We start from the raw sequence: 25628 nt of genomic DNA on the forward strand, positions 1-25628 counted from the left end.
GGACGCTGTCGACGTGTATCTCGCCAAACTGTTCTTTAGGCCGCGCTTAGGCCAGAATCCAGCTCATCAAATGGAGTGGAGAGACTCGATGAACAAGGTTTTCCTGGCTTTGGTTCTTTTGGCGACCGGCATAGCGGGCGCTCATGCAGCACAAAACCCTGATGTCTCGCCATGCGACGGTGTCGAAGAAGACCAACAAACCCTCGAGTGCTCCAAGTACAGCCGCGACACGGCCGAGGAATTGCTGAAAGAGAACTTCCAGAACCTGTTGCAGCGGGTTAACACTCAGTTCGGGGCGAACAAGTCCCAGGCCAACGCCTTCGCCGAAAAACTCAAGACTGCCCAGCTGGCCTGGGAGAAGCTTCGCGACGCCGATTGCGCGGTGGAAGTGTTCCCGGCAGCGGCTGGCAGCAAAGCGTTCAACATCGCCCAGAACGATTGCCTCGCGCGTACCAGTGATGAGCGCTCCGAGTATCTGGAATCCATCGCGCAGGAATGAACACCTGAATGAGCTATGGTGTCTGCCTTTTTATCCAGGCAGTTACGTAAAGGCTCATTCATGATCATCTGTGGTGTAGAAATCAAAGGCAGCGAGGCTATTTTTGCATTGGCGACCCGCCAGCAAGGTGGCCTCGAACACTTGCCGCTGGCGACCAAGAAGCTGGCACTCGAAGACGATGACGAGTCTGCCAACGTCAAAACCTTCGCGACCCAGATCGCCAGCTTTGTGCGTGAAAACGGCATCAGTCATGTGGTTATCAAGAAGCGCAGCAAAAAAGGCGAGTTTGCAGGCGGCCCGACCACGTTCAAGATCGAAACGGTTTTCCAGTTACTACGCGATTGCGAAGTAACCTTGTTGTCGCCACAAACCATCAATGCGCAGAACAAGAAACATAACTTCGACCTGCCTGCTTCGCTGAACAAGTATCAGCATGAAGCTTACAAAGCGGCGTGTTCTGGGTTGATGAAGAGTAAATAGAAATACCGGGCTCCTACCCGCAATTGCGCAGGCTCAGGCTTACCGCGTTTAAAGGTAGGAGCCAACTCGTTGGCGAGAGGGCCTGACGCGTTTCTTCAGGCACGCCGCCTCGCGAACAAGTTCGCTCCTACCCAGAAATTGTGCAGGCTCAACACTTTCAAAGGTAGGAGCCAACTTGTTGGCGAAAGGGCCTGACACGGTTCTTCAGGCTCGCCGCCTCACGAACAAGTTCGCTCCTACCCAGGAATTACGCAGGTTCAAAACTTTTAAAGGTAGGAGCCAACTTGTTGGCGAGAGGGCCTGACCCGGTTCTTCAGGCACGCCGCTTCGCGAACAAGTTCGCTCCTACCCGGGCAAAACGCGCAGGCTCAACACTTTTAAAGGCAGGGGCCAACTTGTTGGCGAACGGGGCTGACGCGGTTCTTCAGGCACGCCGCCTCGCGAACAAGTTCGCTCCTACCGTGATATAGCGTCATCACCCGACGATAGCGCGCACCACGAAGTACAACAACGACGGCCCCAGCAGGCAGCCCAGTCCGGTGTGGAACGTTGCCGTCAACGCGCCGTAAGGCACCAGTCGCCGATCCGTTGCGGCAAGGCCAGCCGTCACACCACTAACGGTGCCCGCCAGACCGCCGAAAACCATTGCCGAGCGCGGGTTATCCAGCCCCATCCAGCGCGCCGCCATCGGGGTGCCGACCATCACGATGATCGCCTTGATCAAGCCAGTCGCGATCGACAACGCCATCACATCCGATGTCGCCCCCAATGCCGCGCCAGTGACCGGGCCAACGATATAGGTCACTGCACCCGCGCCAATGGTGGTCATGCTTACAGCATCGCGATAGCCAAACACCCAGGCGATGCTCGCGCCGACAATGAACGGCAGGATCGTGCCAAGCAGCAGCGCAATCACGCCAATCAATCCGGCTTTGCGCGCTTCAGTTGCCTGCACTTCAAACGCCGTGGCAACGATGGCGAAGTCACGCAGCATGGCGCCGCCCATCAGCCCGATACCGGAAAACAATGTCACGTCCGCCAGGCCTTTTTGGCCACCGGTCATCGTGCCGCCGACCCACGCCAGAACCAGGCCGATGACAATGGCGATGGCCGAGCCATGCACCCTGCCGAACGTCAGCCGCTTGGAAAGCACGACAGAAATCCACATCACCACGCCCACAAACGCAAATGCCGTCACCAGCCCGTTGCTGATCAAACCCTTATCAATGATTTCCCACATATCAGCGGCTCCCTGCTGGCGTTGGCGAAGGCGTTGGTACCGGCGTGATGCCCGGAATGATCACCGGCTCTTCCGGAGGCAGCGGCTCGCCCTTGTTGATGCGGCTGATCAAGGCAATGGTGCAACCGCACAAGACCACCGAGCCGACGGCTGCGAGTACGGCGACAGGGCCGCCTTTGAGGGCCGTGACGACGTTTTGCTGCGCCGCCATCGCGACCACCACCGGGATGTACATAGCGCCCCAGAAACCGACGCCCATCTCGCATTCCTTGCTCATACCGCCGCGCTTCTCCATCCACAGACGGGCACAAATCAGCAGGATCATCGCGATCCCGACACCACCCACGTTGGATTTGACGCCCAGCATTACGCCAAGCAAGTCACCGAGAATCACCCCTGCCAGCATGCAGATAGCCAGCAGTGCTACACCGTAGATAATCATTATTGTTATTCCTCAGTTTGCCTTACGAAGTTGTTGTTCTTGTTCTTCGAAACGGTCCAACGTCCGTGCGCTCTATGGGTTGCGGCTGCCCTCCTCGCGCGACAACGCGACCAGACTGTCCAGGCGAGCGCCTTGAAAAGCGACTGCCGTTCCCTGCTCGAAAACTTTGCGCGCCAGCCCGGTCAACACGGTGCCCGGCGGGAATTCAATCTGCAGACGCGCGCCGCGCTCGTAAGCGGTCTGCACCGTGCTGCGCCAGTCGATGACGCGGCACATGTTGAAGGCCAGATCGTCGCGCAGCTTGTCCGCAGTCAACATTGGCCGCGCCGTGCTGCCACTCAGATAACGCACCGCGGGAGCTTTGATCGTCACGTTAGCGAAAGCCTCAGCCAAGGCCTGCGCCGGTTGTTCAAGCAGCGCGCAATGGGACGGCACACTCACCGCCAGACGCTTGACCGTCGCCGCACCGCTGACCTTTGCCAGGCGCGCCACGTCAGCCATGGCCTCGGCGCTTCCGGCGATCACAAACTGGCTTTCGGCGTTGATATTGGCCAGGTACATGGGCTGTTGAGGACCGTGCACTTCGGCGACCAGCGCTTCGACGGCGGTCTGATCCAGCCCGATAATCGCCGTCATGCCATAGCCTTGGGGATAGGCGCTCTGCATCAGTTCACCACGCAAGGCCACCAACCGAACGGCGTCAGCGAAGCTCAGCGAACCGGCGACAACCGCTGCCGGATAAGCACCAATGGACAAACCGGCAACGGTGTCCGGCACGCAGCCCTGGGTTTGTAAAAGACGCGCACTGGCGACCCCGGCAATCAACAAACACAACTGCACTGCGCGAGTGGATTGCAGCGCTTGCTCAGAATCCAGCAGCAATAGGTCTTCGCCCAACGCATCGCTTGCTTCATTCAGGCAATCACGAATCGATTGCTCATCTGGCAACTGATTCAACATGCCCGGCTGCTGCGCGCCCTGGCCGGGGAACACCCAAAAGCTGCTCATGCGCAGGCCTCGGTCGGCTGCCAGGGTTGGGTGACCAACCAGGCACCCTGCTCACTCTTGAGCAACACCTGACGCGAAGCACCCGCCCACTCGCGCAATGCCAGCGCGCCAAAAGGCGTCTGCAATTGCACGTCAATGCGACACACGGAGCGGTCCAGAACCTTCACCAACTCGCCAGCCCATTCACGGCTGACAAAGCGCGGGGTGCGCACAATCAAGTCCAGGTCACTGTTCTGATGCAGTGCCGCCACACCGCTGGCCAGCTCGAAGCCAGCGCTGCCGCTCACGCCCCAAGGCAACGCCAGCAGATCCATCAACGGGCGAATCTGATCCAGTGCTTGCAGCGCAGGCCAATCGTGCGTTCCTTGAACATGCGTCAACTGCTCAGGACGCACGAAACGCTCGATAGCATCCCGTGGCATCAGTCCCGCGAACCGTTGCTCACGACCCGGACCACGAATACCCACCGCGACAAGTGCTCGCGGCGCCAATGAACGACGCACCACCACCGGATGCTCAAGGCGTACGGCCTCAAGCACCCAGTCCGGCGCATCGGCAGGCAAGGCAGACACAGGCATGCCCCACAACAAATCGTGGGGCAGCACTGCCAGATCAGCGTTCATTTACCACTGCGCCCGCAGCAGTTCGCGCACTTTTGACGAGGCTTGGCGATTGCTCGCGCCAAGTCGGCTGCTCAGGTCATTCCCTGTGGCCTTCACGTCTTTGATCGCACTGTTCAGCACATCCTGAACCTGGCTGATATCTTCGCCGGAGGGCTGTTCGATCTGGCTCACCGACAAGGTTTCCCAGAGCAGGCCAAGGCTGGCGTAGTTCTCGATGTCGTACGCCATGGGCGGGATGCTGGAAGCGAGTTTTTCCAGTTCGTCGACGCTGCGCAACGTGACTCGCGCGGCTGACTCTTTGCCCATGGCGTGCACCATGACGCCAGGATCACGCAAGGCAATCAGCCGATTGGCCTGATAACCGTGAGCCAGGAACGCACCGGACATCGCCTTGCCGACCAACAAACCAATCACCGGATGGCCCGCCAGTCGCGCACGGGCATAACTGTCTACAGCGCCCGCCAAAGCTTGATGAATGCCCAGCGCTTCTTCGCGCCGCCCATACGCCTGGCTCGGCACATCGACGATAGCGATCAGTGCTCGCTTGTGTTCGTTATCACGATCCAGCTCGATGGCGGAATCCACGGCCTTGGCCAAACCCCAGCCTTCCAGTAAACCGACCTCGCCATTGCGAGCACGGGGGAACCGGTTGTCAGCATCGGCGACCACTGCCAGAAAGCGCACCGCCTGCTCACCCAATACGCCATCCGCTGCCTTGACTGAATGCGGCAAACCCACCACTTCGGCCGCGTTGGCGCTGAGCGCTTTGAACCAGTTCAAACCTCGTTGGGAAGCGCTCATGGCTTGGCTCCTTTGGATTGCGGCTCGGTATAGAGATCGCGCACGGTTTGCGGATCGATTTGCGAAGCAGTATCGAGACGTGCCAGACAATGCAGAAAGGTTTCGTACTGGCTGCTGCGCTCCTGAGCCGGAACACCGAGGCTGATCCAGCCGGTCACCTGTTCACGGATCGCTTGAACGTCGTCAGCGGCAAAACCGTCCACCAGATGGCTGGCGTAACGCTGCTCACCTCCGGTAAGGCTCCAGATGAAAGGCCGATCGCGGGAGTCGTATTCTTCGATGCCCGCTTCCTGCTCGATCACTTGCGGGCCGTTCAAGCCGAGCCGTGCTTCCTGAGTCACCAACAGGTAACTGCACAAGCCCGCCGCGATGGACATGCCTCCAAAACAACCGACGCTGCCTGCCACCACGCCGATCACCGGCTGGTACTGGCGCAGGTCGACAATCGCCGCGTGAATTTCGGCAATCGCGGCCAGCCCAAGGTTGGCTTCCTGCAGCCGCACGCCACCGGTTTCCAGTAGCAAAATCGCGGCGGTCGGAATGCCGTTGCGGTTGTCTTCAGCGGCCAGCTCCAGTGCACCGGCCATTTTCGCGCCGCCTACTTCACCCATGCTGCCGCCCTGAAACGCACCTTCGATGGCGGCGATAACCACGGGCAAACCATCGACCGTACCTTTGGCGACAATCACCCCGTCGTCCGCCTGAGCGACGATGCCTTGCTTGATCAACCAGGGCGACATGACACGATCAAAAGGACCGATCAGCTCACGAAAGCTACCCTCGTCGAGCAAAGCCTTGGCTCGCTGACGCGCACCAAGCTCGACAAAGCTGTGTTGCTGGAGCAAGCGGGCGGTATCAGTCATGGCCGATCTCCTCGAAGCCTTGCTCCAGACGCAAACGAACCACGCCTGGTGTGGCGCCGAAATCATGAATATCGATGGCCAACGCAGGTGGCGTCTGACCGTCGAACATGCGCTCGAACAAATGCTGCCAGCGGGCAGACGCGCCATTCACCGACGTCACCACGTTGATCGACAACTTGCCGGGTACACCGGGTTCAAGCAGTACTTCCAGATCACCGGAACCGACACAACCCACCAGCGCACGGCCCAGTGGCGGCTGCCCGGCGGGAAATTCAAAAGACAGGGTTTCCATGATCAAACACTCCTCGATTCAGAGCCGAGCACAGGCTCAAGGCTATCGATGAACAGGCATGCGGCGAGCAAATCGGCAGCGCCACCGGGGGATGCATTGAGCTGCAACAACTGCTGATCCAGCGCGTGCAATTGGCGACGACCGGCCAGGCTCGCACTGCCGCCCGCATCCAGCACCCGTTGCGCGCCGTGCTGCATGGCGTGCAAACCTTCAAGGCCGGAGCGATACAGCACACAGGTGTCTGCCAACGTGGTCATGATCGCCAGCAAGGCATCGAGTCGCGCGTTCTGCTCGCCGCTGGCGGACGCCCGACTGTGTTGCAGTTGCGGCAGGCCTTTTTGCATGACGGCGGGGAAGCCCAGTTGCGCCTGTTCTTTCGCGCCCATGGCGCCATAACGCTGCGCCACTTGTGCGCCGTGGCTAAGTTGCGCAACCACGTTGCGGTCTTCAATCAAGGCCAGCTTTGCGGCGCGCAAGGTCAATTGCGCTGGGCTGCAGTTATTGGGTTCAAGTGCGGCAGCGGTGACCAAAAGGCCCAAGGCCCAGATCGCGCCACGGTGGGTGTTCACGCCGTTCGTGGTGCGCAGCATCGCGGCTTCACCTTCGCGACCAATGCGGCCCAAGGCCTCGCGCAAAGGCTGGCCGATTTCCGCGAACTGTTCGGCGGACTCGGCCATGCCTTTGAACATTGGCCACAGCGACAACGCCGAAGCGTGCATCAGGCCCAGATGCAGATCGCTGTGCGCGCCACTGCCGCGCCGATCCACCAGTGCAGGCTTAGGTGACAGGTCCGCTTCATCGATCAACGCGTCGACGGCAAGGTCAGCCAACTGTTCGGCGAACAACGGGCTGTCAGATTTGGCTTTGTGTGCGAGTGCGCTCATTACCAGCTCCTGAATTTTGCAGGCGGGTTGTACAAGCCGCCCGACCACTGCACCAGATCACCGATGCTCTTGGCGGCGAGCAATTCGCGGCTGGCATCGGTGCGGCGGATACCCAGGTCTTCCGGCAGCGCAATCAAACCTTCGCGACGCATGCGCGCGGTGTCTTTGGGGTTATGGCGCATGCCGATGACAGTCACGCCTGCCACCGCAGCGATCATCGCCTGACGCTCTTCCAGGCTGCGTGCCTTGTACAGATAGGCAATGCCTTCTTCGGTGAGCAAATGGGTGACGTCATCGCCGTAGATCATGATCGGCGCGAGGGGCATGCCGCTTTTCTTCGCCACTTCGACCGCATCAAGGGTTTCCACGAAAGTGGGTTTACCACCTTCCTGGAAAGTCTCGACCATTTGCACCACGAGCTTTTTGCCGCGCTCAAGATAAGCATCCGGGCCGTCGCCGCTCTGTTGGCGCATGTCCAGCCAGGCGGGGGTTGGATGGCGACGCCCATGAGGGTCGTGGCCCATGTTCGGCGCGCCACCAAAACCGGCGAGGCGACCACGGGTGACGGTTGAGGAGTGACCATCACCATCCACTTGCAAGGTCGCGCCGATGAACAGATCCACCGCGTACTGTCCGGCCAGTTGGCAGACCATGCGGTTGGAACGCATCGAGCCATCGCGCCCGGTAAAGAACACGTCTGGCCGGGCAGCAATGTAGTTTTCCATACCCAGCTCAGTGCCGAAGCAGTGCACGCTCTCCACCCAGCCGCTTTCGATGGCGGGGATCAACGTCGGGTGCGGATTGAGCGTCCAGTTGCGACAGATCTTGCCCTTCAGACCGAGTGATTCACCGTAGGTCGGCAGGATCAATTCGATGGCGGCGGTGTTGAAGCCGATGCCGTGGTTGAGCGACTGCACATTGTGTTTTTCGTAGATGCCACGAATCGCCATCATCGCCATCAGCACGTGTACTGGCTTGATGTGGCGCGGGTCGCGGGTGAACAACGGTTCGATGTAAAACGGCTTGTCGGCGACCACCACAAAGTCGACCCACGACGCCGGAATATCAACGCGAGGCAGATCGCTGACGTCGTCCACCAATTGGTTGACCTGGACGATGACAATGCCGTCGCTGAACGCGGCCGGTTCGATCAAGGCGGGAGTGTCTTCAGTGCTTGGGCCGGTGTAGATGTTGCCCGCCCGGTCGGCCATGAAACCGGCAGAGAGCACGACGTTGGGAATCAGATCGACCACGAGCCGCGAGTACAGCTCGATGTAGGTATGAATCGCGCCGATTTCCAGCAGGCCGTCTTCCAGCAACTGGCTGATGCGCAGGCTTTGCGTGCCGGCAAAGGAGAAATCGAGCTTGCGGGCGATGCCGCGTTCGAACAGATCAAGGTGCTCCGAGCGACCGACACTGGGCATGATCATGTGCAGGTCGTGCAACTTGGCGGGATCGACTTTGGCCAGGGCACGGGAAAGAAAGTCCGCCTGCTTCTGGTTGTTGCCCTCAAGCACCACGCGATCACCGGACACCATCAAGGCTTCCAGCGCCGCGACGATGTTGTCGGTCGGCAACACCACACCATCGGCAAGATGCCGCACCTGCTCGAGCCGCCGCTGTTTCTCGGTGCGACGACGCGACCAGCGCGCGTCGGGGGTCGTTATTGTTGTCATGTCCACTCCACGATTTCGCTGTCGTGGGCCACCTTAGGAGCTAAGGGTGCGGGGCATCAATCAAGTAGAGCGCGGGATCGTTACGGTTGGAGTAATGATCAGTTGATGGCGGCTAATGCTGGCCCAAAAGCTGTAGTGCAAGGCTCAGATCATTGTGGGAGCTGGGCTTGCCCGCGATGCAGGCACCGCGGTGTTTCAGGCAGATCGCATCATCGTTCATCGCGAGCAAGCTCAGCTCCGACAGAAGAAAGTAGCTTCGCAGCAACTATCGAAGCGACCGCTCAACCATCGCGTTGGCCATTTCAACCAGATGCACAACAGAAAACGCCAGATCGCGCTTTGAACCGGTCAGGCTGTCGCCGCATTCGTAAGCAGTGGCCATGGCGCAGCGCAGCAACTCCGAGGCGTGAGTCAGGGCTTGCTCCTGGGTCAGGGCGTGATTGGCGAGGAAGGGTATTTGGGGTGTTGTTTCGGGCATTTGATTGCATCCAATAAAAGACAAAGGAGCCGCATCCATCGCTACCAAACGAAGGGGTGGCGGCCGTGCACAAGTTGGTAGAACCGGTTATTGGCACCCGGCGCATCCGAAGATGCCATGCGCACGGCCACCATAATCGTAAGCCGCAAAAAAGCGCCTTTACGAAGGTGGCGCATTGCGCCAATAAGCTCGAGGTCTACCAAACCTGATCGCTGATTTTGCAGCGACGGCAGGAGGTTAGAGACCCAAATCACAGGGCGCAATAGGCCGGGATTTTCTCGGAAATTTCACTCAAGTGAAAGGGCGATGTCTGGCTGTGGAGCGGGGAAGTTGTGGCTCAATATCTCGGCGGGTAATACATACGTACTGATTCGCTCCGCCTAAATCAGTTACTTTTCATTGAAAACGCTCTTCGGATTTCATCATGACCTCGCCTGACAACCCGCGGAATGAAAACTCCAGCGTTGAGACGACTTACTTGCTGAGTAACGAATCAAACGCCAAGCGCCTGCGCCGCTCTGTCGCTCAACACAAAGCCAGGACAGTTCTGACCGACGATATGTCCTTGAACCTAAGCGAGCTAGAAGTGAACCGACGCGCTCACGCAGCAAGCACAGGCCATTGTAGGAGTGACCGGGGTGGCGCTCCACCTTGCTCGCGATTCGGTTTCTCTGTCGACGACAATTATCGCCTGAATTAACGCTATCGCGAGCAAGCTCACTCCTACAGGTCCAAGGTTAGCTGCGGGACAACAACCGCTCAATCCAAGACCAACTGATACCGCGTACTCCGCCCTCCCCCCGGCAGTTTCAGCACGCAGCCCTTTTCCAGAAGATCAGCAAGGTGCCGGGTGGCAGTGGCTTTACTGACCTTCGCAACAGCCTGATATTGCGCGGCGCTGATGCCGCCTTCGAAACCCGGTTTGTCTGCCAGTAAACTTCCGTCCAGCAAACGGTTGAGGACTTTGATTTGCTCTGGCGATAAACCGTCTTCCCGGTGTTGCTGCCAGAAGCGTGCCTTGGCCAGAACGCGGTCGATGCGTTTGATCGCCTGCTCAAGGGTATGCAGCAGGGTTTGCAGAAACCACTCAAGCCACGGCGTGATATCCAGACCGTCTTTCTGACTGCGCTCCAGAATTTCATAGTAGCCTCGTCGATCCGCAAGAATGCTCGCGGACATGGCGTAAAAGCGGATCGCCTGGTTCTCAGCCTGCGCCAAAGCAAGGTCAGTGATCGCTCGCGTCAGGCGGCCGTTGCCATCGTCGAAGGGATGCAGCGTCACGAACCAGAAGTGCGCAATGCCCGCACGCAGCAATGGGTCAAGGCTGACATCTTCCCGGCTGGCGGAGAACCAATCGAGAAACGCATCGAGTTGTCCCTCCAGACCTTCGCGCGCCGGGGCTTCGAAATGCACAGTTGGCCGGTCCACACGCCCCGACACCACCTGCATCGGCTCTTCGCCCCGCAAAGCACCTACCCGGATGTCGTGGGACAGCAGCGATGCCTGAGCCGGAAACAGCAGCGTATGCCAGTGCAGTACCCGCTCAAGGGTGAGCGTCGCAGTGTGTTGCTGGGTGGCATCGAGCATTAGCTCGGCCAGACCTTCACTGCGTGGGCTGACCCGCTGATCAGTCTCAAGTCCAAGACGCTTGGCCAGCGAGGAGCGCACCGAGCCAACATTCAGTTGCTCACCTTCAATGGCTGAAGAAGTGATGATGTTTTGCAGCAGCGCATCAAGCTCCGTCTGTGCGCTCGCATCGGCACCGGCCGCCCCCAACATGCCCAGCAACTGGCCCTGCGCCTGAGAGCAGCAACGCAACAGTGAGGCGAGCCGCTCCGCCTGCCAGCGAAAATGCGGCCAGTCAGCGTGCTGCCAGATCCAGTTCAGGGGTTCGTTCATGATGACGGCCGTTATGCACATGAGCCGAATAATAAACCTATTCGGCTCATTCCGTGAGCCGAATATAAAATCTAATCGGCTCACATACCCGGCGGGATACGATTCTTTGTAGGAGCGCACGAGCACCGCGAGGCCGCGATGGCGGTGTGTCAGGCAGAACGCTATCGCTGCCTCGCGGTGCTCGTGAGCTCCTACAGGGAAGTTTGTGTGAGGTCCGCATCCACCAACCACTGCTCCAACCCCTCCAGATCGGGGATCTTCGCGATGGTCTCGCCGATTTGCACGGCCGCGAGCTCAAGCGCATCGAGGGGGACGTCAACATAGCTGAGCTGGTTGTCGACCTTGCAGGAACGGGGGATGCCTTGGGTCAGCAGAGCAATGAATTTCAGCTCGTCGCGGCCACCCAGGGCGTTGAGTACGACGATGCGTGCGCGGCCGCCGACAAGGGTACGGCCGCCGCACGCGGCTTCGAAACTGAGCAAGGGCAAAGTGCGCTGCCGCCAGCTGATCGGCCCCAGATACCATGCAGGCGCATCACTGTCGGCGCTGCAATCCTGATAATCGATGAGTTCCGCCACGGCGACGTTGGGCAGCAGCAAATTGCGGTCGCTCAGGGGCAGAATCAACCCGGTCAGCTGTGTCGCACTGGCAGCGTTAGGCATTGACCTGACTCCAATAGGCGATGCTTTCGAGCAGCACTGATTCCTGATACGGCTTGCTCAGGTACTCATTGACGCCCAGCCCCATGGCACGGTCGCGGTGTTTCTGGCCGGAGCGGGAGGTGATCATGATGATGGGCAAATCCTTGAGCTGCTCGTCGGCGCGAACATGGCTGAGGACTTCGAAACCGTCCATGCGTGGCATTTCAATATCCAGCAACATGACGTCCGGGACGCGCTCCTTGAGCAGCAGCATGGCGTCGACACCGTCTTTGGCCGTCAGCACGTTCATGCCGTGACGCTCCAGCAGGCGGCTGGTGACTTTGCGTACCGTGACCGAATCGTCCACCACCAGCACCAGCAGCGGTCGGCCCTGCTCGGCGTCGCTCCACACCGGCACACTGCGACCCGCCGCTTGCTCGGCCAGCAAGCGGCCATGCAACCGACGAATGTGCGCCAGCAAATCGAGAATCAGCACCACGCGGCCATCGCCCAGAATGGTCGCACCGGAAATACCCTGCACCCTGGAAAACTGCGGGCCAAGGCTTTTAACGACGATTTCCCGCGAGCCCGCCAGCGCATCGACCTGCACCGCCACCCACTGGTCCTGAACGTGCACCAGTAATACCGGTAGCGGCTGAGTCTGCCCGATGAACGAAGGCGGCTGACTGTAATTGAGCAGTTCGCCCAGATAGCGCAACTCGTAAACCCGCTCGCCATATTGATAACGCGGCGGCGTCGACTGGTAGCACCTTTCCAGCTCGCCGGGCATGACCCGCACAATGCCTTCGACAGTATTGAGCGGTACGGCGTATTGCTCTTCGCCCCATTGCACCATCAGTGCACGGTTGACCGACACAGAGAACGGCAGGCGAATCCGGAACAGTGCGCCCTGCCCCTGCACCGATTCGATGACCATGGTGCCGCCCAGTTGCTTGACCTCGGCATGCACCACGTCCATCCCGACGCCGCGCCCGGAAATCTGCGTGACGGTTTCCGCAGTCGAGAACCCAGGCTCCAGAATGAACTGCAACGTCTCGTGATAACCCGGCTGTGCATAAGCCGGAATCATGCCGCGTTTGATGGCCTTCTTTCGCACCGCATCCAGGTCCACACCTGCGCCGTCGTCGCTCATCTCGAAGACGATATCGCCGCCTTCGTGCTTGAGATCCAGAAGAATAGTGCCGAACTCGGGCTTGCCCTGAGCCAGACGCTCCTCAGTGCTTTCAAGGCCATGATCGATGGCGTTGCGCAGCATGTGCTCCAGCGGCGCAACCATGCGCTCAAGCACCGTACGGTCCATCTCGCCTTCAGCGTTACCCACCTCGAAATGGACTTTTTTGTGCAGCTCGGCGGACACCTGACGCACGATGCGTTTGAGGCGCGGCACCATACGTTCGAAAGGCACCATGCGCGTGCGCATCAGACCTTCCTGCAGTTCGGTATTGACGCGGGCCTGTTGCAGCAAAAGGGTCTGCGCGTCGCTGGCCCGGGCGTCGAGGGTTTCCTTGAGGTCCATCAAGTCGGACGCGGACTCGAACAAGGCGCGGGACAATTGTTGCAGCTGGGAATGGCGATCCATTTCCAGCGGGTCGAAATCTTCGTAACCCAGCCGCTCGGCCTGCACCTGCTCACGACTGAGGATGCTGCCTTGGGTTTCCATGTCCAGACGCCGCAACTGATCGCGCATCCGCTCAATGGTCGTGGCCATTTCTGCGAGGGTGCCTTCGGCGTCAATGACTTGCTGTTCGATACGGCCGCGAAAGATCGATGTCTCGCCCGCCAGATTGACCAGCGTTTCCAGTTCTTGCGCCGGAACCTTGACCATCTCGCTAGCCGCGCGCTCCCCCTCGGTATCAGGGGCCGGGGCTGGTTCGGGCATGAGTATCGGGGCCAACGGTTCGAGCATCGCTGGCGCGAGGGTTGGACCATTCGAGCTATCGCCAGAGGCCTGCTTGCGAATGCTCTCGATCAGCAGCGCCGCACCGGGCAACGGCTTGTCGGTGCGCACCGCGTCGAGCATATCACCGAGCAAATCGTGGCCGCTTTGCAGCAGGCTGATGGTGATCGGATCGGGCTTCACTGTCCCGGCCGACAAACCCTCATATAGCGTTTCCAGCTCGTGAGCCAGATCGCCGATGGGGGTGATTTCTGCCATGCGCGCGCCACCTTTCAAGGTGTGCAGATCGCGCAGCAGGTTTTCCACTTCGAGCAAATTAGCGGGGTCGGCCTGCCACCTTGCCAGCGCAGCGCCGGAGCTGTCGATGAGGTCGAAGCCTTCTTCGAGGAAGATTTCCAGCAACTCGGTGTCGCGCTCAGGCGAAGTATTGGCTTCAACTTTGGGCTGTGCCGGAATGGGCTCGCCCATTGACGTCGGCGTGGCGCCCATACGCAAGGCCTGAATGGCATCGATCAACGCCGTCGGGTCACTCAGCACCCGGTGCTTCTGCAACTCTTCAAGCATCAATGCCAGATGGTCATGGCTTTGGACCAGCAAGTCAGCCAGGGCCGGAGAATGGCTGTAGCGGCGGTCGATAAGGCCTTCGTAAACGCTTTCCAGTTCATGCCCCAGATCGCCAATGGGACCGATTTCAGCCATGCGCGCGCCACCCTTCAAGGTGTGCAGGTCACGCTGCAAGGCTGATAGCGGCAACGGGTTTTCCGGGTCATCGAACCAGCGCTGCAGGGCTTGCCCGGCGCTGTCGAGGATATCCACCGCTTCCTCGAGAAATATCTCGACGATCTCGTCATCGAGGTTCAACGGGTCGCCGAGAATCGGCATATGACTGGCCAACGTTTCGGTGGCCGCGTTCAGCTCGGTGATGCTCAGCGTCTGGCTGCCGTCACTTTTGATCAGGCCCGTGGCTGAAGGGTCCAGCGCCTGATCATGCAAGTCCCGCAACGCCTGAATGCGGGCCGGACAGGCTTCAACTTCTTGCCCGGCCGCCAGTTGATCAAGCATGCAGATCAGCGCTTCATGGGCCTGTTCGGCCTCATCAAAGAAACGTTCGCTGACCGCCAGGCTGCTTTCTTCCACCGCCCCATACAGGTCAAGCAGAGCCTCGCAAAGTTCGTCCACTTGCGGCAAGTCGGCGAGGTGCGCGCCATGCCCCAAGGTGGTCAGCTCATCCAGCAGCGCAGAGAGTTCCTGGCGTTCTCCGGGGTGTTCACGCCAGCGCTGCAAGAGGTTTTCCGCATCCAGCAGAATGTCCATGCCTTCGGCAAGGAAGCTCTCGATCAGTTGCGGATTGCGCTTGACCCGTAAACCGTTGTTCGACGCACTCAACACCGCTGCCAGGCGCTCTTGCAGCAAGGTCTGGGCGGCGTCGATCAGCGCCGCCGCACCGGGAATCGGCCCCAACGGATCGCTCGACAGCTGCGCCAGGCCGACCAGAAGCAGCGGTTCGGCCTGGTGCAACAACTCAAGTTCGGCCTGCCCCAATGCCAGCATGTGCGCCTTGTACTCACGCACCAGTTGATCCAGCGGACTGGTCAGTTCGGCAATCGGCAGCACTCCGGCCATGGAAGCGCTGCCTTTTAGGGTGTGCAGCGCGCGCAGCAGGTCGTCGCTGATGGCAGGCTCTGGATCATTGGCGCAGCTCTCCAGAAAACGCTTGAGACTGTCCAGATGACTCAGGGCTTCCTGGCGGAAGATTTCCAGCAGTTGCGGGTCGAGTTCGTCGGTGTCGTTTTCGCTATCGGCGGCGACGTCGAAGGTCAGCAGCCCTTGCCCTCTGGCCAGGGCATGCGCCTGGGCAGCGAGGCGGTCAACATCGTTGCGCTGCCGCTGCGCGCCCTGAGCAAAATCCTTGAGAACGGCTGGCAGCAACTCCAGCACTTCGTTGAGCAGTTGCTGAACGTGCTCGTCGGGTTTGACGCTGTTTTCCAGTATCCGGTTGAGCAGGTTTTCCACTGCCCACGCCAGTTCGCCAAGGATCAATGCACGAACCATTCGCCCACTGCCCTTGAGGGTGTGGAACGCGCGGCGCACTTCGGTCAGCGCGGTGGTGTTGCTGCGCGCATCATTGAGGGAGCCAATCCATTGCGGCAGGTATTCGCGCAGAGCGGCGAGGACTTCTTCGGCTTCCTCAAGAAAGACTTCCAGTAACTCGTCGTCCACCGCTTCTTCATCGGCAGGCGGCGGCAACAGGCTATCGGGGGTATGAAGCGCGGGCGGGTTCACGCCAGACATTGGACTGGCCAGCACATCGGCGATGGTTTGCGTCGGGCTGACCAAGGCGTTGCGCGCTTCCAGCTCCAGAATCTCGTCCTGGCTGATGACCTCGTCCAGCACCGGTACGTCGAGGGTATCCGACGCGGGCGTGTAGCCCAGTCGCGCCAGGCTCTCCTGCGCCATGTCGAGCACCTGCTCGCCCGGCGCTTCATGGTCTTCGCCCATGCGCTCCAGGTAATACTCGATGCCGGTAATGGTGTCAGCGAGGCTGTCGAGCTGCGTCCATGCCGGACGGGTTTCGTCGATCAGCAGGTGTTCAAGAATGTAGTCATTGCAGGCCGCCAGCAGACTGGCTGCACGGGCCAGCGGAATCATCGCCAGTGCGCCGCGCACTTGCACCAGCAGCGCGGACAGTGGCTTCAGGCGCTCGCGATCCCATTCACCGTCGATGTAATCAATGATCACATCCTTGGCTTGCTGCAGCACGACCCGGGCTTCGCGGATCACCAGTTGATGAATCTGCGTCAGGTCAGTGGTGGGCAGGCGACTCTCTTCGCGATTGGCGGCTTGCTCAACCGGGCCGACCATTCCGGCCAGCGTTGCCTCGACATACAGCAATGCCCCGGCCACATCCATCAATGCGGCGTCACTCGGCTCGCGCTGGCCCTGCGCCAAACCCTGCACCACGGCCAACTGGTCGATGATGACCTTACGCGGCTGACCGAAGCCCAGCACTGCCAGGGTGTCGGCGATCTGCCGCAGCGGCGGTAACAGGCTGTTGAGTTCGCTGACCGACTTGCGATCACCGCGTACAAACACATCCAGCCGCTCTTTGACCCGCACCAGCTCTTCGCACAAGGCGCTGATCACCGAGCGCATCGCGTCGCGATCAGGTCCGAGGCTCGTCCGTTGCTGGCTGGGCGGCGTGGTGTCGGGCAGCGCTTCGTCCAGACCGTACTGGTCCTTCAGATCAACCATTCGTGGCGCCTGGCTGTCGGACTTGGCGATGTAGAACAACAGGCTTTTGAGCAACTCATCCGGCGCAGGCTGGTTGATCCCCGCAATGCCCTGCTCCAGCAAGCGTTTGAGTTCTTTGTCGGCATCCTTGAACAGGCTGCGCAATGCCGGACTGTTGGTGAAATTGCCATTGAGCATGGTTTCCACCAATGCCGACGCAATCTGCCAGAGCGGCCCCAACGGCGCGTTGTCGCACAGCTGTTCGAGACGCGCGAAGACTTTGCCCATGTAGCCGAGCTGAGTCTTTACGTCCTGCTCACGCAACAGGCCGACCAGCGCAGTCTGCAGGGTCTGGCGTAATTTGCGCAGCAGCGCGGGTAACTCGGGGTTGTCGCGCTGTTCAAGAGTTTGCGCATCCAGCGGCGCAACACTGACCAGTTGCGGCGCGAACAGGCTGGTCTCCGACAACAGGCTTTCACCCCGGGCACTGCGCAAGTCATTGAGCAGCGGCAAGACCACCAGCGGCAGATCGCGCCGGGCAGAATGAATACGGTCCAGATACGCAGGCAGTTGCGTCATGGCCTGAGTCAGCAACTGCTCGGCCTCGGCACGTTCCGCCACGCGATCCTGCTGCAAGGCGAGCGCCAGTTGTTCGACTTCCTCGGCCAGCAACGCTGCACCGTAGAATTCGATCATTTGCAGGCTGCCGTGCACCTGGTGCACGCAATCCAGGCACTCGTCCATCGCCTCCGTATGGCCGGGGTCGACGATGAATACTTCGAGGGCCTGGCGAGCCTGCTTGAGGGTTTCAGCGATTTCGCCTTTTACCCATTCCAGCGCTACATAGTCGTGCCGATCAGCCATGACGACTCCAATACCCAGCAGCATTTGTTGGAGCGAGGCTTGCCCGCGAATCTGGCAACGCGGTGAAACAGGCACTACGCGTTATCGTTCTTCGCGGGCAAGCCTCGCTCCAACGGAATCCGTATATACCGTGCGCCAACGCTTCTGAACCAAACGCCCCCTGTAGGAGTGAGCTTGCTCGCGATTGCGTCAGCACAGGCGATATATTCATCGAATAGGAGACCGAATCGCGAGCAAGCTCACTCCTACAGGTCATGTATTTCCCGATTCCATGACTGCGCAGAGCTGTACGTTTTTTGAACATCACCCACGGTCCTTCGACGACGGCAAGGTGAAGCCCGAAACCGAGCGACGCATCGCGCTGGCCATCTTCGCCAGGTTGCCCATGCTGCGCGCCGTGGCGGCGGTGCCTGAGGTGGTTTGCGAGGTGGTTTGCTGAATGACCGTCATGGTCTGGGATATCTGCAGACCCAGTTCTGACTGCTGCTGAGCCGCGTTGGTGATGCTCTGGATCAGCGCGGCGAGGATTTTTGAAACGCCTTCGATCTCCTCCAGCGCCACTCCGGCGTCCTGCGCGAGGCGCGCACCCCGCACCACTTCGGTGGTGGTCTGTTCCATGGAAATCACGGCCTCGTTGGTGTCGTTCTGAATCGCCCGCACCAGTGTTTCAATCTGCTTGGTTGCCGAGGACGAACGCTCAGCCAGACGCTGCACTTCATCCGCCACCACCGCAAAACCCCGCCCGGCGTCACCAGCCATCGAGGCCTGAATCGCAGCGTTCAAGGCGAGGATATTGGTCTGGTCGGCGATGTCGTCAATCAGGCTGACAATATCGCCGATTTCCTGAGAAGACTCACCAAGACGCTTGATTCGCTTGGACGTGTCCTGAATCTGCTCGCGAATGTTGTCCATGCCGTTGATGGTGTTGTGCACCACCTCATTGCCTTTGTTGGCAATGGCCACGGAGCGTTCGGCCACCGACCAGGACTCATGGGCGTTGGCCGAGACCAGATCGATAGACCCGGTCATGCGGTTGATCGCGTTGGACGCCGCAGCGATCTGCAACGCCTGATGCTCGGACGCCGCAGCCAGTTGCGTCGCGGTGCCCTGGGTGTCCTTCACCGCACCGAACACTTGCTCGGCAGTGAGGTTGATGGTCGCCACCAGCTCGCGCAACTGGTCGATGGAATAGTTGATGGAGTCAGCAATTGCCCCGGTGAAATCCTCCGTCACCGACGCGGCCACGGTCAGATCGCCGTCAGCAAGGTTTTCGATTTCATCGAGCAGACGCATGATCGCGTTCTGGTTGCGCTCGCTTTTCTCGGCGGTCTCGCGAAGCTGACGATTGGTCTCACGCACCATGACCAGGCCAATGAGGATGATCGACATCAAGGCCAACAGGCCCAGCACGTAACCGCCAATGGTGTTCGATGAGCGCGCACTGGCCAGATGCTCCAGCCGGTTGGCGAGCACAGAGGTTTCGTCGAGCAGAGTTTGTGACGTGTTGAAGATGTTGCCTGCAGACTCGCGCACCTCGAACAGCTCTGGCGATGTTTCGAGAATCTCATCCACCGAACCGGAAACGAACTGGAACAACTCGGCGATCTCAGCCAACCGCGCTCTGGCGGCCGGGTCGTCGACCTGCGCGATGCGCAAGCTCACGTTGCCGTCGAGCATGCCGCTGAGCACTTGCCCGAACTGACTGGCGTCACGACCGAAAGCGTCGGCGGCCTGAACCGCGGTGTCATCCCCCGCCAGCACCTTGTTGACCGAACCAAGAATCCGCTCAGCCAACAAAGACTGACGCTGGGCAACTGCGACCTGGCTGGCTGGCGCGCGGTTTTGCAGCAGGATATCGACGACTTTTTCGTACTCGACCTGCAATTGCGGGATGGTTTCGGCCAGGGTCGCAGCCACTTGGTGCAACGACAGCACGGTCTGTTCGTTGGCCAGAATCACGTCGGAGTTTCTACGCAGGGCTTCCCAGTCGGCCTGCACCGTCTGCAACTCGTCGCGGACGTCCTGTGGCGCGGGAGGCAAACCGGTGTTTTTGTCGCCCTTGCGCAGGTAGCCCCAACGCATGTCAAAGTCGTTGCGGGCATCGGCGAGCAATTTGAAGGCTTGCGGTTTACCCGCGGCGGCCTCGGAGGCGTTCTTGGCAATGCGCTGGGACAACACCCGCAGCTCGCCTGCGTGACCGATGTATTGCTTGTCGTAATTCGATTGCGTGTTGAGGTAAGCGAAATTGACGAACAGCAACACGATGAAAATGATCAGCGCGACGAACAGCACGACGATTTGCGAACGGCTGCGTAGGCCTTCCAATGATCTGCCTGTCTTACTCATGTCCCACCTGGACCGAATGCGATGTTTATCGCGCAAGCAAAAAAGGCCAGCGTTGCTGGCCTGCCCAATACGTTAAAGCGCTACGTCCATGAAGCCCGGTGACTGCGCCAGCGCCCATGGACTGAACACCAGCCAGGCCTGATCGCGCACAAACCGCCCTCGAATGAACGGCGTAATGTCATCATCCATGTCAGTCGCCTGCCGGGGCATCAGGCTGATCTGACTGAAATGCTGCAGGCCGAGGACCTCATCAACCAGCAAACCGGCGAATACATCATGGTGCTCAACGACCAGAACCCGCCGCTCTTTGCGCAGGGGCGACAGTTCATGGCCGAAAAAGCTGCACAGATCCATGATGGGTAACAGCTTGCCACGCAGATTGGCCACGCCGCGCACCCAGGGTTTTACGCCGGGCAGCGCTGCGTAGCGTGGCTCATGAAGGATTTCGCTGACTTCCCCCATGGGCGCCACATAGCAACGCTCGCCCATGCGAAAGCCGATACCGCTCCAGTCCTGCTGGCGGGTTTCCTGAAATGGCAGGCCCGCCGCCAGTGTTCGACAACGTTGATCGATGTCGAACAGCAGCTGGAAAGCGGTTTGAGACTCAGCCATGACGAACCGGCGTCAGCCGGCGAGTACCGCGTTCAGGGTTTTCATCAGGGTCTCTTCGTCCACCGGCTTGGTCAGGTAATCACGCGCGCCCTGACGTTTGCCCCAGACCTTGTCGGTTTCCTGATCCTTGGTGGTGATGATGATCACCGGGATCATGCTGGTGTCCGCGTCCTTGGTCAGTTGGCGGGTGGCCTGAAAACCATTGAGGCCGGGCATGACGATGTCCATCAGCACGGCGTCGGGCTTTTCCTGACGCGCCAGGGCAACGCCGTCGGCACCGTTTTCGGCCTTGAGGACTTCATGACCGTGCTTTTCCAGCATGCCGGTCAATTTGTACATTTCAGTCGGCGAGTCATCGACGATCAGAATTCGAGCCATGGTGTTCCCCATAAGGATGAATGCCCGCTGCCCTTGTGGGCAGCAAGCGTCACGAAACTTGTTGTTCCACTGCAACGAACCCCGGCACATGCGCCTTGATCGCGCTGAGCAGCTCTTCCTTGCTAAACGGTTTGGTCAAAAACTGATCAGAGCCGACGATTCGTCCCTTGGCCTTGTCGAACAGGCCATCCTTGGACGAGAGCATGATCACCGGCGTCGATTTGAACGCCCGGTTGTTTTTGATCAACGCGCAGGTCTGATAGCCATCCAGACGCGGCATCATGATGTCGACGAAGATGATGCGCGGATGATTGTCGGCGATCTTGGCCAGCGCATCGAACCCGTCAATCGCGGTAATGACCTCGCAACCGACATTTCTCAGCAGCGTTTCGGCGGTGCGACGAATCGTCTTCGAATCGTCGATGACCATGACTTTCAGTGCTGATGAATGCTGTTCCATATCTGCTCTTCCATCGCCGCGGCGTAATTATGCGTGTTCAGCCCGGCACGGGAGCCTGATCGTACTGCCAGCTCCTGATTTACAGGGGCTGAAGGCCAAATGCCAAATTCAGGCGCCGAGCCTTTTTAGCACACTCTCCAGACTCAATCCATAAAGGCGGCCGCCACATGCTTGCCTCTTGACCCGGAGCAAGCGGAGCGCCACCCTGACGCCTATTTCAAGGCCGACGCGGCCGTTATCGATCAGAGGATATTTGCCCATGAGCGTTCGCCTAGGGATTGTCATGGACCCGATTGAGCGCATCTCCTATAAAAAGGACAGCTCACTGGCCATGCTGCTTGCCGCTCAGGAACGCGGCTGGTCGCTGTTCTACATGGAGCAGCAGGACCTGTATCAGAACGCAGGCCAGGCCCGCGCTCGCATGAAACCGCTGAAAGTTTTTGCCGACCCGACCAAATGGTTCGAGTTTGGTACCGAAGTGGACAGCGGTCTGGATGATCTGGACGTGATTCTGATGCGTAAGGATCCGCCATTCGACATGGAATTCGTCTACGCCACCTATTTGCTTGAACAAGCTGAGCGTGCTGGCGTACTGATCGTGAATAAGCCGCAGAGTCTGCGCGACTGCAACGAAAAGCTGTTCGCCACACAGTTCCCGCACCTGACGCCACCGACTTTGGTCAGCCGTCGTGCAGACATCCTGCGCGAGTTTGCCGCTGAGCACGGCGATGTGATCCTCAAGCCGTTGGACGGCATGGGCGGCGCGTCGATCTTCCGCCATCGCGTGGGCGATCCGAACCTGTCGGTGATCCTCGAAACCCTGACTGCACATGGCACCCAGCAAATCATGGCGCAGGGCTATCTGCCTGCTATCAAGGACGGCGACAAACGCATCCTGATGGTCGACGGCGAACCTGTCCCGTATTGCCTGGCACGTATCCCGGCGGCCGGTGAGACCCGTGGCAACCTGGCAGCAGGTGGTCGTGGCGAAGCGCGTCCGCTGACGGATAAGGATCGCTACGTCGCCGAACAGATTGGCCCTACTCTGCGTGAAAAAGGCCTGATCTTCGTCGGCCTGGACGTGATCGGCGAGCATCTGACCGAAATCAACGTCACCAGCCCGACCTGTATTCGTGAAATCGATAATGCATTCGGCACCAACATTGGTGGGATGTTGATGGATGTGATCGAGAAGAAGCTGCAGGCCAGATAAGTCTGTGGGAGCGCAATTTCTGTAGGAGTGAGCTTGCTCGCGATTCGATTTAACAGGCGATCAGGTCATTGACTGATATGACGCTATCGCGAGCAAGCTCACTCCTACAGGGTTCGCGCCCGGTCTTGAGTTATGATGCGCGGCCTGAAGAATTCCGCCCCAAGAGACGCTAACCCGCTGATGACTGCTGTCGATCTCCCATACGAACTTACCCAATCAGGCGTGCGCCCGGCGGATCGTCTGGGCTTTACCCTGTTGATTGCAGCGTTGATTCACGTGGCGATCATCCTTGGCGTGGGTTTCACTTACGTCAAACCGGAACAGATCAGCCAGACGCTGGAAATCACCCTCGCCACGTTCAAAAGTGACACCAAACCCAAACAGGCCGACTTTCTGGCTCAAGACAATCAGGAAGGCAGCGGCACCCTGGACAAGGCGGAAATCCCCAAGACCACCGAGCTTGCGCCTTTTCAGGACACCAAGATCAATAAAGTGACCCCGCCTCCAGCCGCCAAACCTGTGCAAAAACAGGAGTCGGCGAAAACCGTGGTCGCCACAAAGGCCAAAACGCCTGAAAAGACTGTGGCCAAGCGTGAAGAGGTCAAACCGGACCCTACGCCAAAGGCCGCACCGGAATTCGACAGTTCGCAACTGAGCAGCGAAATCGCCAGCCTCGAAGCCGAGCTCTCCAACGAACAACAGCTTTACGCCAAGCGGCCAAAGATCCACCGCCTCAATGCCGCGTCGACCATGCGCGACAAAGGTGCCTGGTACAAAGACGACTGGCGCAAGAAAGTCGAGCGCGTCGGCAACCTGAATTATCCGGAAGAAGCACGTCGCAAGCAGATCTACGGCAATTTGCGCCTGATGGTCTCGATCAATCGCGACGGCTCGCTGTACGAAATACTGGTGCTGGAGTCCTCCGGGCAGCCATTACTGGATCAGGCTGCACAGCGAATCGTGCGTCTGGCGGCGCCATTTGCGCCGTTCACCGGCGATCTGGCTGACATCGACCGGCTTGAAATCATCCGGACCTGGAAATTCGCCCGGGGCGACAAGCTTTCCAGTAACTGATGGCTCCTTCACAAACCTGCGGACCTGTCAGAACTGCCAGTTGTCAGGCCCGCCGCGCGACGCCACACTAGGGCTCATGAAAAACGTATCTGCGAGTTATCTCAAGCATCAATTCCTGATCGCCATGCCGCACATGGTGGACCCGAACTTTGCGCAGACGCTGACTTACATCGTCGAGCACAACGCCAACGGAGCCATGGGGCTGGTCATCAACCGACCGCAAAGCCTCACGCTGGCGGATGTCCTTGAACAATTGCGCCCCGAGCTCCCCGCTCCCGTGCGTTGCCAGGAAATAGCGATACACACCGGCGGTCCGGTTCAGACCGACCGCGGTTTCGTGCTGCACCCCCGCGGGCAGGTCTTTCAGGCCACCGTCGAGCTCGGCGACCTGGCGCTTTCCACTTCTCAGGATGTGCTGTTTTCCATCGCAGACGGCTACGGACCTGATCAAAATGTGATCACTCTGGGTTACGCCGGATGGGATGCAGGCCAACTGGAAGCTGAAATGGCTGCCAATGCGTGGCTAACCTGCCCGTTCGATCCTGCCATTCTCTTTGACGTCGACAGTGACCAGCGTCGGGATGCCGCCGCCGCGCGCCTGGGCGTAAACCTGAACCTGCTCACCAGCCAGGCAGGCCACGCCTGATGCCCGCACTGCGCTTACTACTGGGTTTCGATTACGGCACCAAACAGATCGGCGTTGCGGTGGGCCAAGTGATTACCGGTCAAGCCCGCGACCTGTGCACCCTCAAGGCCCAGCAAGGCGTGCCGGACTGGAGCCAGATCGAAGCACTGATCCGCGAATGGAAACCCGACGCCATCGTCGTCGGCCTGCCGCTGAACATGGATGGCACGCCCAGCGACATGAGCGTCAAGGCCGAGAAGTTTTCCCGTCGGATCAACGGTCGCTTCAATCTGCCGGTTTATACCCATGACGAACGCCTGACGACCTTCGAGGCCAAGGGCGAGCGCATGAGTCGTGGCGGTCAGCGCGGTAGCAGTTACAAAGACAACCCGGTCGATGCCATCGCCGCCATGCTCCTGTTGCAGGGCTGGATGGATGCAAACGCTGAGCTGTTCAGTGCCTGACACATTTAGCCTGTATAGGGCTTAGCGGTAACAATCTGAATTTTCGTTTCCGCCCGAGCCAGGCCTTGCCTCGGCTCGGGTACTTTCAGGAGCAACTTCATGAACCTGCCGAACCCCGCCGAACTGATTCGTCAGATGGCCACTGACCTGAACGCGCACCTCAACAAGCGCGGTGTCAGCGAACCTCGTTTCATCGGCATTCGCACTGGCGGCGTATGGGTCGCGCAGGAATTGCTCAAGACAATGGGTCGCGACGAACCGATGGGCACACTGGACGTTTCCTTCTACCGCGACGACTTCAGCCAGAACGGCCTGCACCCACAAGTGCGCCCTTCCGAGCTGCCGTTCGAAATCGAAGGCCAGCACCTGGTGCTGATCGATGACGTACTGATGAGTGGCCGCACAATTCGCGCCGCGCTCAACGAACTGTTCGACTACGGTCGCCCGGCCAGCGTAACGCTGGTGTGCCTGCTGGACCTGGACGCTGGCGAACTGCCGATCAGCCCGGACGTGGTTGGCGCGACGTTGACGCTGGCCGCCAACGAGCGGGTCAAGCTGAGCGGTCCTGCGCCGCTGGCCCTTGAGATCCAAGACCTGTCCACCGCCCTTTAACCGCC

The 25628-nt window shown here is 59.6% G+C and carries 23 protein-coding genes and 2 pseudogenes; 7 read left to right on the forward strand and 18 right to left on the reverse strand.

All coding sequences use genetic code 11. The features are described from left to right. Positions 1-88 precede the first annotated feature (88 nt). Both AO242_RS09420 and AO242_RS09425 read left to right on the forward strand, forming a co-directional pair. Entirely contained in the window at positions 89-499 is a 411-nt protein-coding gene (locus tag AO242_RS09420; protein WP_095101055.1) for a lysozyme inhibitor LprI family protein, read from the forward strand. Between the two features lie 60 nt (positions 500-559). Further along, positions 560-979: a DUF3010 family protein gene (locus tag AO242_RS09425; RefSeq protein WP_099268500.1), complete on the forward strand. Its 420-nt coding sequence runs from the start codon at positions 560-562 to the stop codon at positions 977-979. Positions 980-1454: 475 nt separating this feature from the next. Here AO242_RS09425 and madM read toward each other — a convergent pair whose 3' ends face one another. From madM to pilG, 18 genes and pseudogenes are all read right to left on the reverse strand, one after another. Then, positions 1455-2219 carry a malonate transporter subunit MadM gene (gene madM, locus AO242_RS09430; RefSeq protein ID WP_099268501.1) on the reverse strand — a complete coding sequence of 255 codons (765 nt, stop codon included), beginning with the start codon at positions 2217-2219 and terminating at the stop codon, positions 1455-1457. A gap of 1 nt (position 2220) precedes the next feature. Next, positions 2221-2661 (reverse strand): malonate transporter subunit MadL, encoded by a 441-nt coding sequence (madL, locus tag AO242_RS09435; protein WP_099268502.1) that lies wholly within the window; start codon positions 2659-2661, stop codon positions 2221-2223. 72 nt (positions 2662-2733) lie between these two features. Next, on the reverse strand, positions 2734-3669 hold the full coding sequence (mdcH, locus tag AO242_RS09440; protein ID WP_099268503.1) for a malonate decarboxylase subunit epsilon: 936 nt from the start codon (positions 3667-3669) through the stop codon (positions 2734-2736). Further along, on the reverse strand, positions 3666-4292 hold the full coding sequence (locus AO242_RS09445; protein WP_099268504.1) for a malonate decarboxylase holo-ACP synthase: 627 nt from the start codon (positions 4290-4292) through the stop codon (positions 3666-3668). Before AO242_RS09445 ends, mdcH begins: the two co-directional genes overlap by 4 nt. Continuing rightward, on the reverse strand, positions 4293-5093 hold the full coding sequence (gene mdcE / locus AO242_RS09450) for a biotin-independent malonate decarboxylase subunit gamma (protein ID WP_099268505.1): 801 nt from the start codon (positions 5091-5093) through the stop codon (positions 4293-4295). It lies immediately after the preceding gene. Beyond that, a complete protein-coding gene (locus AO242_RS09455; protein WP_099268506.1) occupies positions 5090-5956 on the reverse strand; it encodes a biotin-independent malonate decarboxylase subunit beta in 867 nt (288 codons plus the stop codon). Before AO242_RS09455 ends, mdcE begins: the two co-directional genes overlap by 4 nt. Continuing rightward, on the reverse strand, positions 5949-6248 hold the full coding sequence (locus AO242_RS09460) for a malonate decarboxylase subunit delta (protein ID WP_087265683.1): 300 nt from the start codon (positions 6246-6248) through the stop codon (positions 5949-5951). The genes AO242_RS09455 and AO242_RS09460 overlap by 8 nt, the downstream gene beginning before the upstream one ends. A 2-nt stretch (positions 6249-6250) precedes the next feature. Then, a complete protein-coding gene (locus AO242_RS09465; RefSeq protein ID WP_099268507.1) occupies positions 6251-7132 on the reverse strand; it encodes a triphosphoribosyl-dephospho-CoA synthase in 882 nt (293 codons plus the stop codon). Next, a complete protein-coding gene (gene mdcA / locus AO242_RS09470; protein WP_027901332.1) occupies positions 7132-8808 on the reverse strand; it encodes a malonate decarboxylase subunit alpha in 1677 nt (558 codons plus the stop codon). Before mdcA ends, AO242_RS09465 begins: the two co-directional genes overlap by 1 nt. A gap of 265 nt (positions 8809-9073) precedes the next feature. Next, a complete protein-coding gene (locus AO242_RS09475) occupies positions 9074-9286 on the reverse strand; it encodes a DUF6124 family protein (RefSeq protein ID WP_099268508.1) in 213 nt (70 codons plus the stop codon). Positions 9287-10045: 759 nt separating this feature from the next. Further along, positions 10046-11185, reverse strand: a complete 1140-nt coding sequence (locus AO242_RS09480; RefSeq protein WP_099268523.1) for a Fic family protein — start codon at positions 11183-11185, stop codon at positions 10046-10048. 191 nt (positions 11186-11376) lie between these two features. Beyond that, positions 11377-11847 (reverse strand): chemotaxis protein CheW, encoded by a 471-nt coding sequence (locus AO242_RS09485; protein WP_099268509.1) that lies wholly within the window; start codon positions 11845-11847, stop codon positions 11377-11379. After that, a pseudogene (locus tag AO242_RS30105) lies at positions 11840-13711 on the reverse strand (hybrid sensor histidine kinase/response regulator); the annotation flags it as partial. The pseudogene AO242_RS30105 and the gene AO242_RS09485, both read right to left, overlap by 8 nt. Before the next feature lie 77 nt (positions 13712-13788). Continuing rightward, positions 13789-17839 (reverse strand): annotated as a pseudogene (locus tag AO242_RS09490) (Hpt domain-containing protein); the annotation flags it as partial. A 303-nt stretch (positions 17840-18142) separates the two neighbouring features. Then, positions 18143-20185, reverse strand: a complete 2043-nt coding sequence (locus tag AO242_RS09500) for a methyl-accepting chemotaxis protein (protein ID WP_027898391.1) — start codon at positions 20183-20185, stop codon at positions 18143-18145. Between the two features lie 72 nt (positions 20186-20257). Further along, a complete protein-coding gene (locus tag AO242_RS09505) occupies positions 20258-20797 on the reverse strand; it encodes a chemotaxis protein CheW (RefSeq protein WP_099268511.1) in 540 nt (179 codons plus the stop codon). A 12-nt stretch (positions 20798-20809) separates the two neighbouring features. Continuing rightward, positions 20810-21175, reverse strand: coding sequence for a twitching motility response regulator PilH (gene pilH / locus AO242_RS09510; RefSeq protein WP_027898389.1), 366 nt, complete (start codon positions 21173-21175; stop codon positions 20810-20812). Between the two features lie 49 nt (positions 21176-21224). After that, entirely contained in the window at positions 21225-21635 is a 411-nt protein-coding gene (pilG, locus tag AO242_RS09515; RefSeq protein WP_027898388.1) for a twitching motility response regulator PilG, read from the reverse strand. A 259-nt stretch (positions 21636-21894) separates the two neighbouring features. Here pilG and gshB point away from each other — a divergent pair, with 259 nt between their 5' ends. From gshB to pyrR, 5 genes are all read left to right on the forward strand, one after another. Beyond that, positions 21895-22848, forward strand: a complete 954-nt coding sequence (gene gshB, locus AO242_RS09520) for a glutathione synthase (protein ID WP_099268512.1) — start codon at positions 21895-21897, stop codon at positions 22846-22848. Between the two features lie 180 nt (positions 22849-23028). Then, a complete protein-coding gene (locus AO242_RS09525) occupies positions 23029-23922 on the forward strand; it encodes an energy transducer TonB (protein ID WP_027898386.1) in 894 nt (297 codons plus the stop codon). Between the two features lie 76 nt (positions 23923-23998). Further along, positions 23999-24568 (forward strand): YqgE/AlgH family protein, encoded by a 570-nt coding sequence (locus tag AO242_RS09530; protein WP_027898385.1) that lies wholly within the window; start codon positions 23999-24001, stop codon positions 24566-24568. Continuing rightward, positions 24568-25011: a Holliday junction resolvase RuvX gene (ruvX, locus tag AO242_RS09535; protein ID WP_027898384.1), complete on the forward strand. Its 444-nt coding sequence runs from the start codon at positions 24568-24570 to the stop codon at positions 25009-25011. The genes AO242_RS09530 and ruvX overlap by 1 nt, the downstream gene beginning before the upstream one ends. A 99-nt stretch (positions 25012-25110) precedes the next feature. After that, positions 25111-25623, forward strand: coding sequence for a bifunctional pyr operon transcriptional regulator/uracil phosphoribosyltransferase PyrR (gene pyrR, locus AO242_RS09540; protein ID WP_099268513.1), 513 nt, complete (start codon positions 25111-25113; stop codon positions 25621-25623). The last annotated feature ends 5 nt before the right edge of the window (positions 25624-25628 follow it).

The organism is Pseudomonas sp. ICMP 561 (assembly GCF_002699985.1).
Taxonomy (GTDB): Bacteria; Pseudomonadota; Gammaproteobacteria; order Pseudomonadales; family Pseudomonadaceae; genus Aquipseudomonas; species Aquipseudomonas quasicaspiana.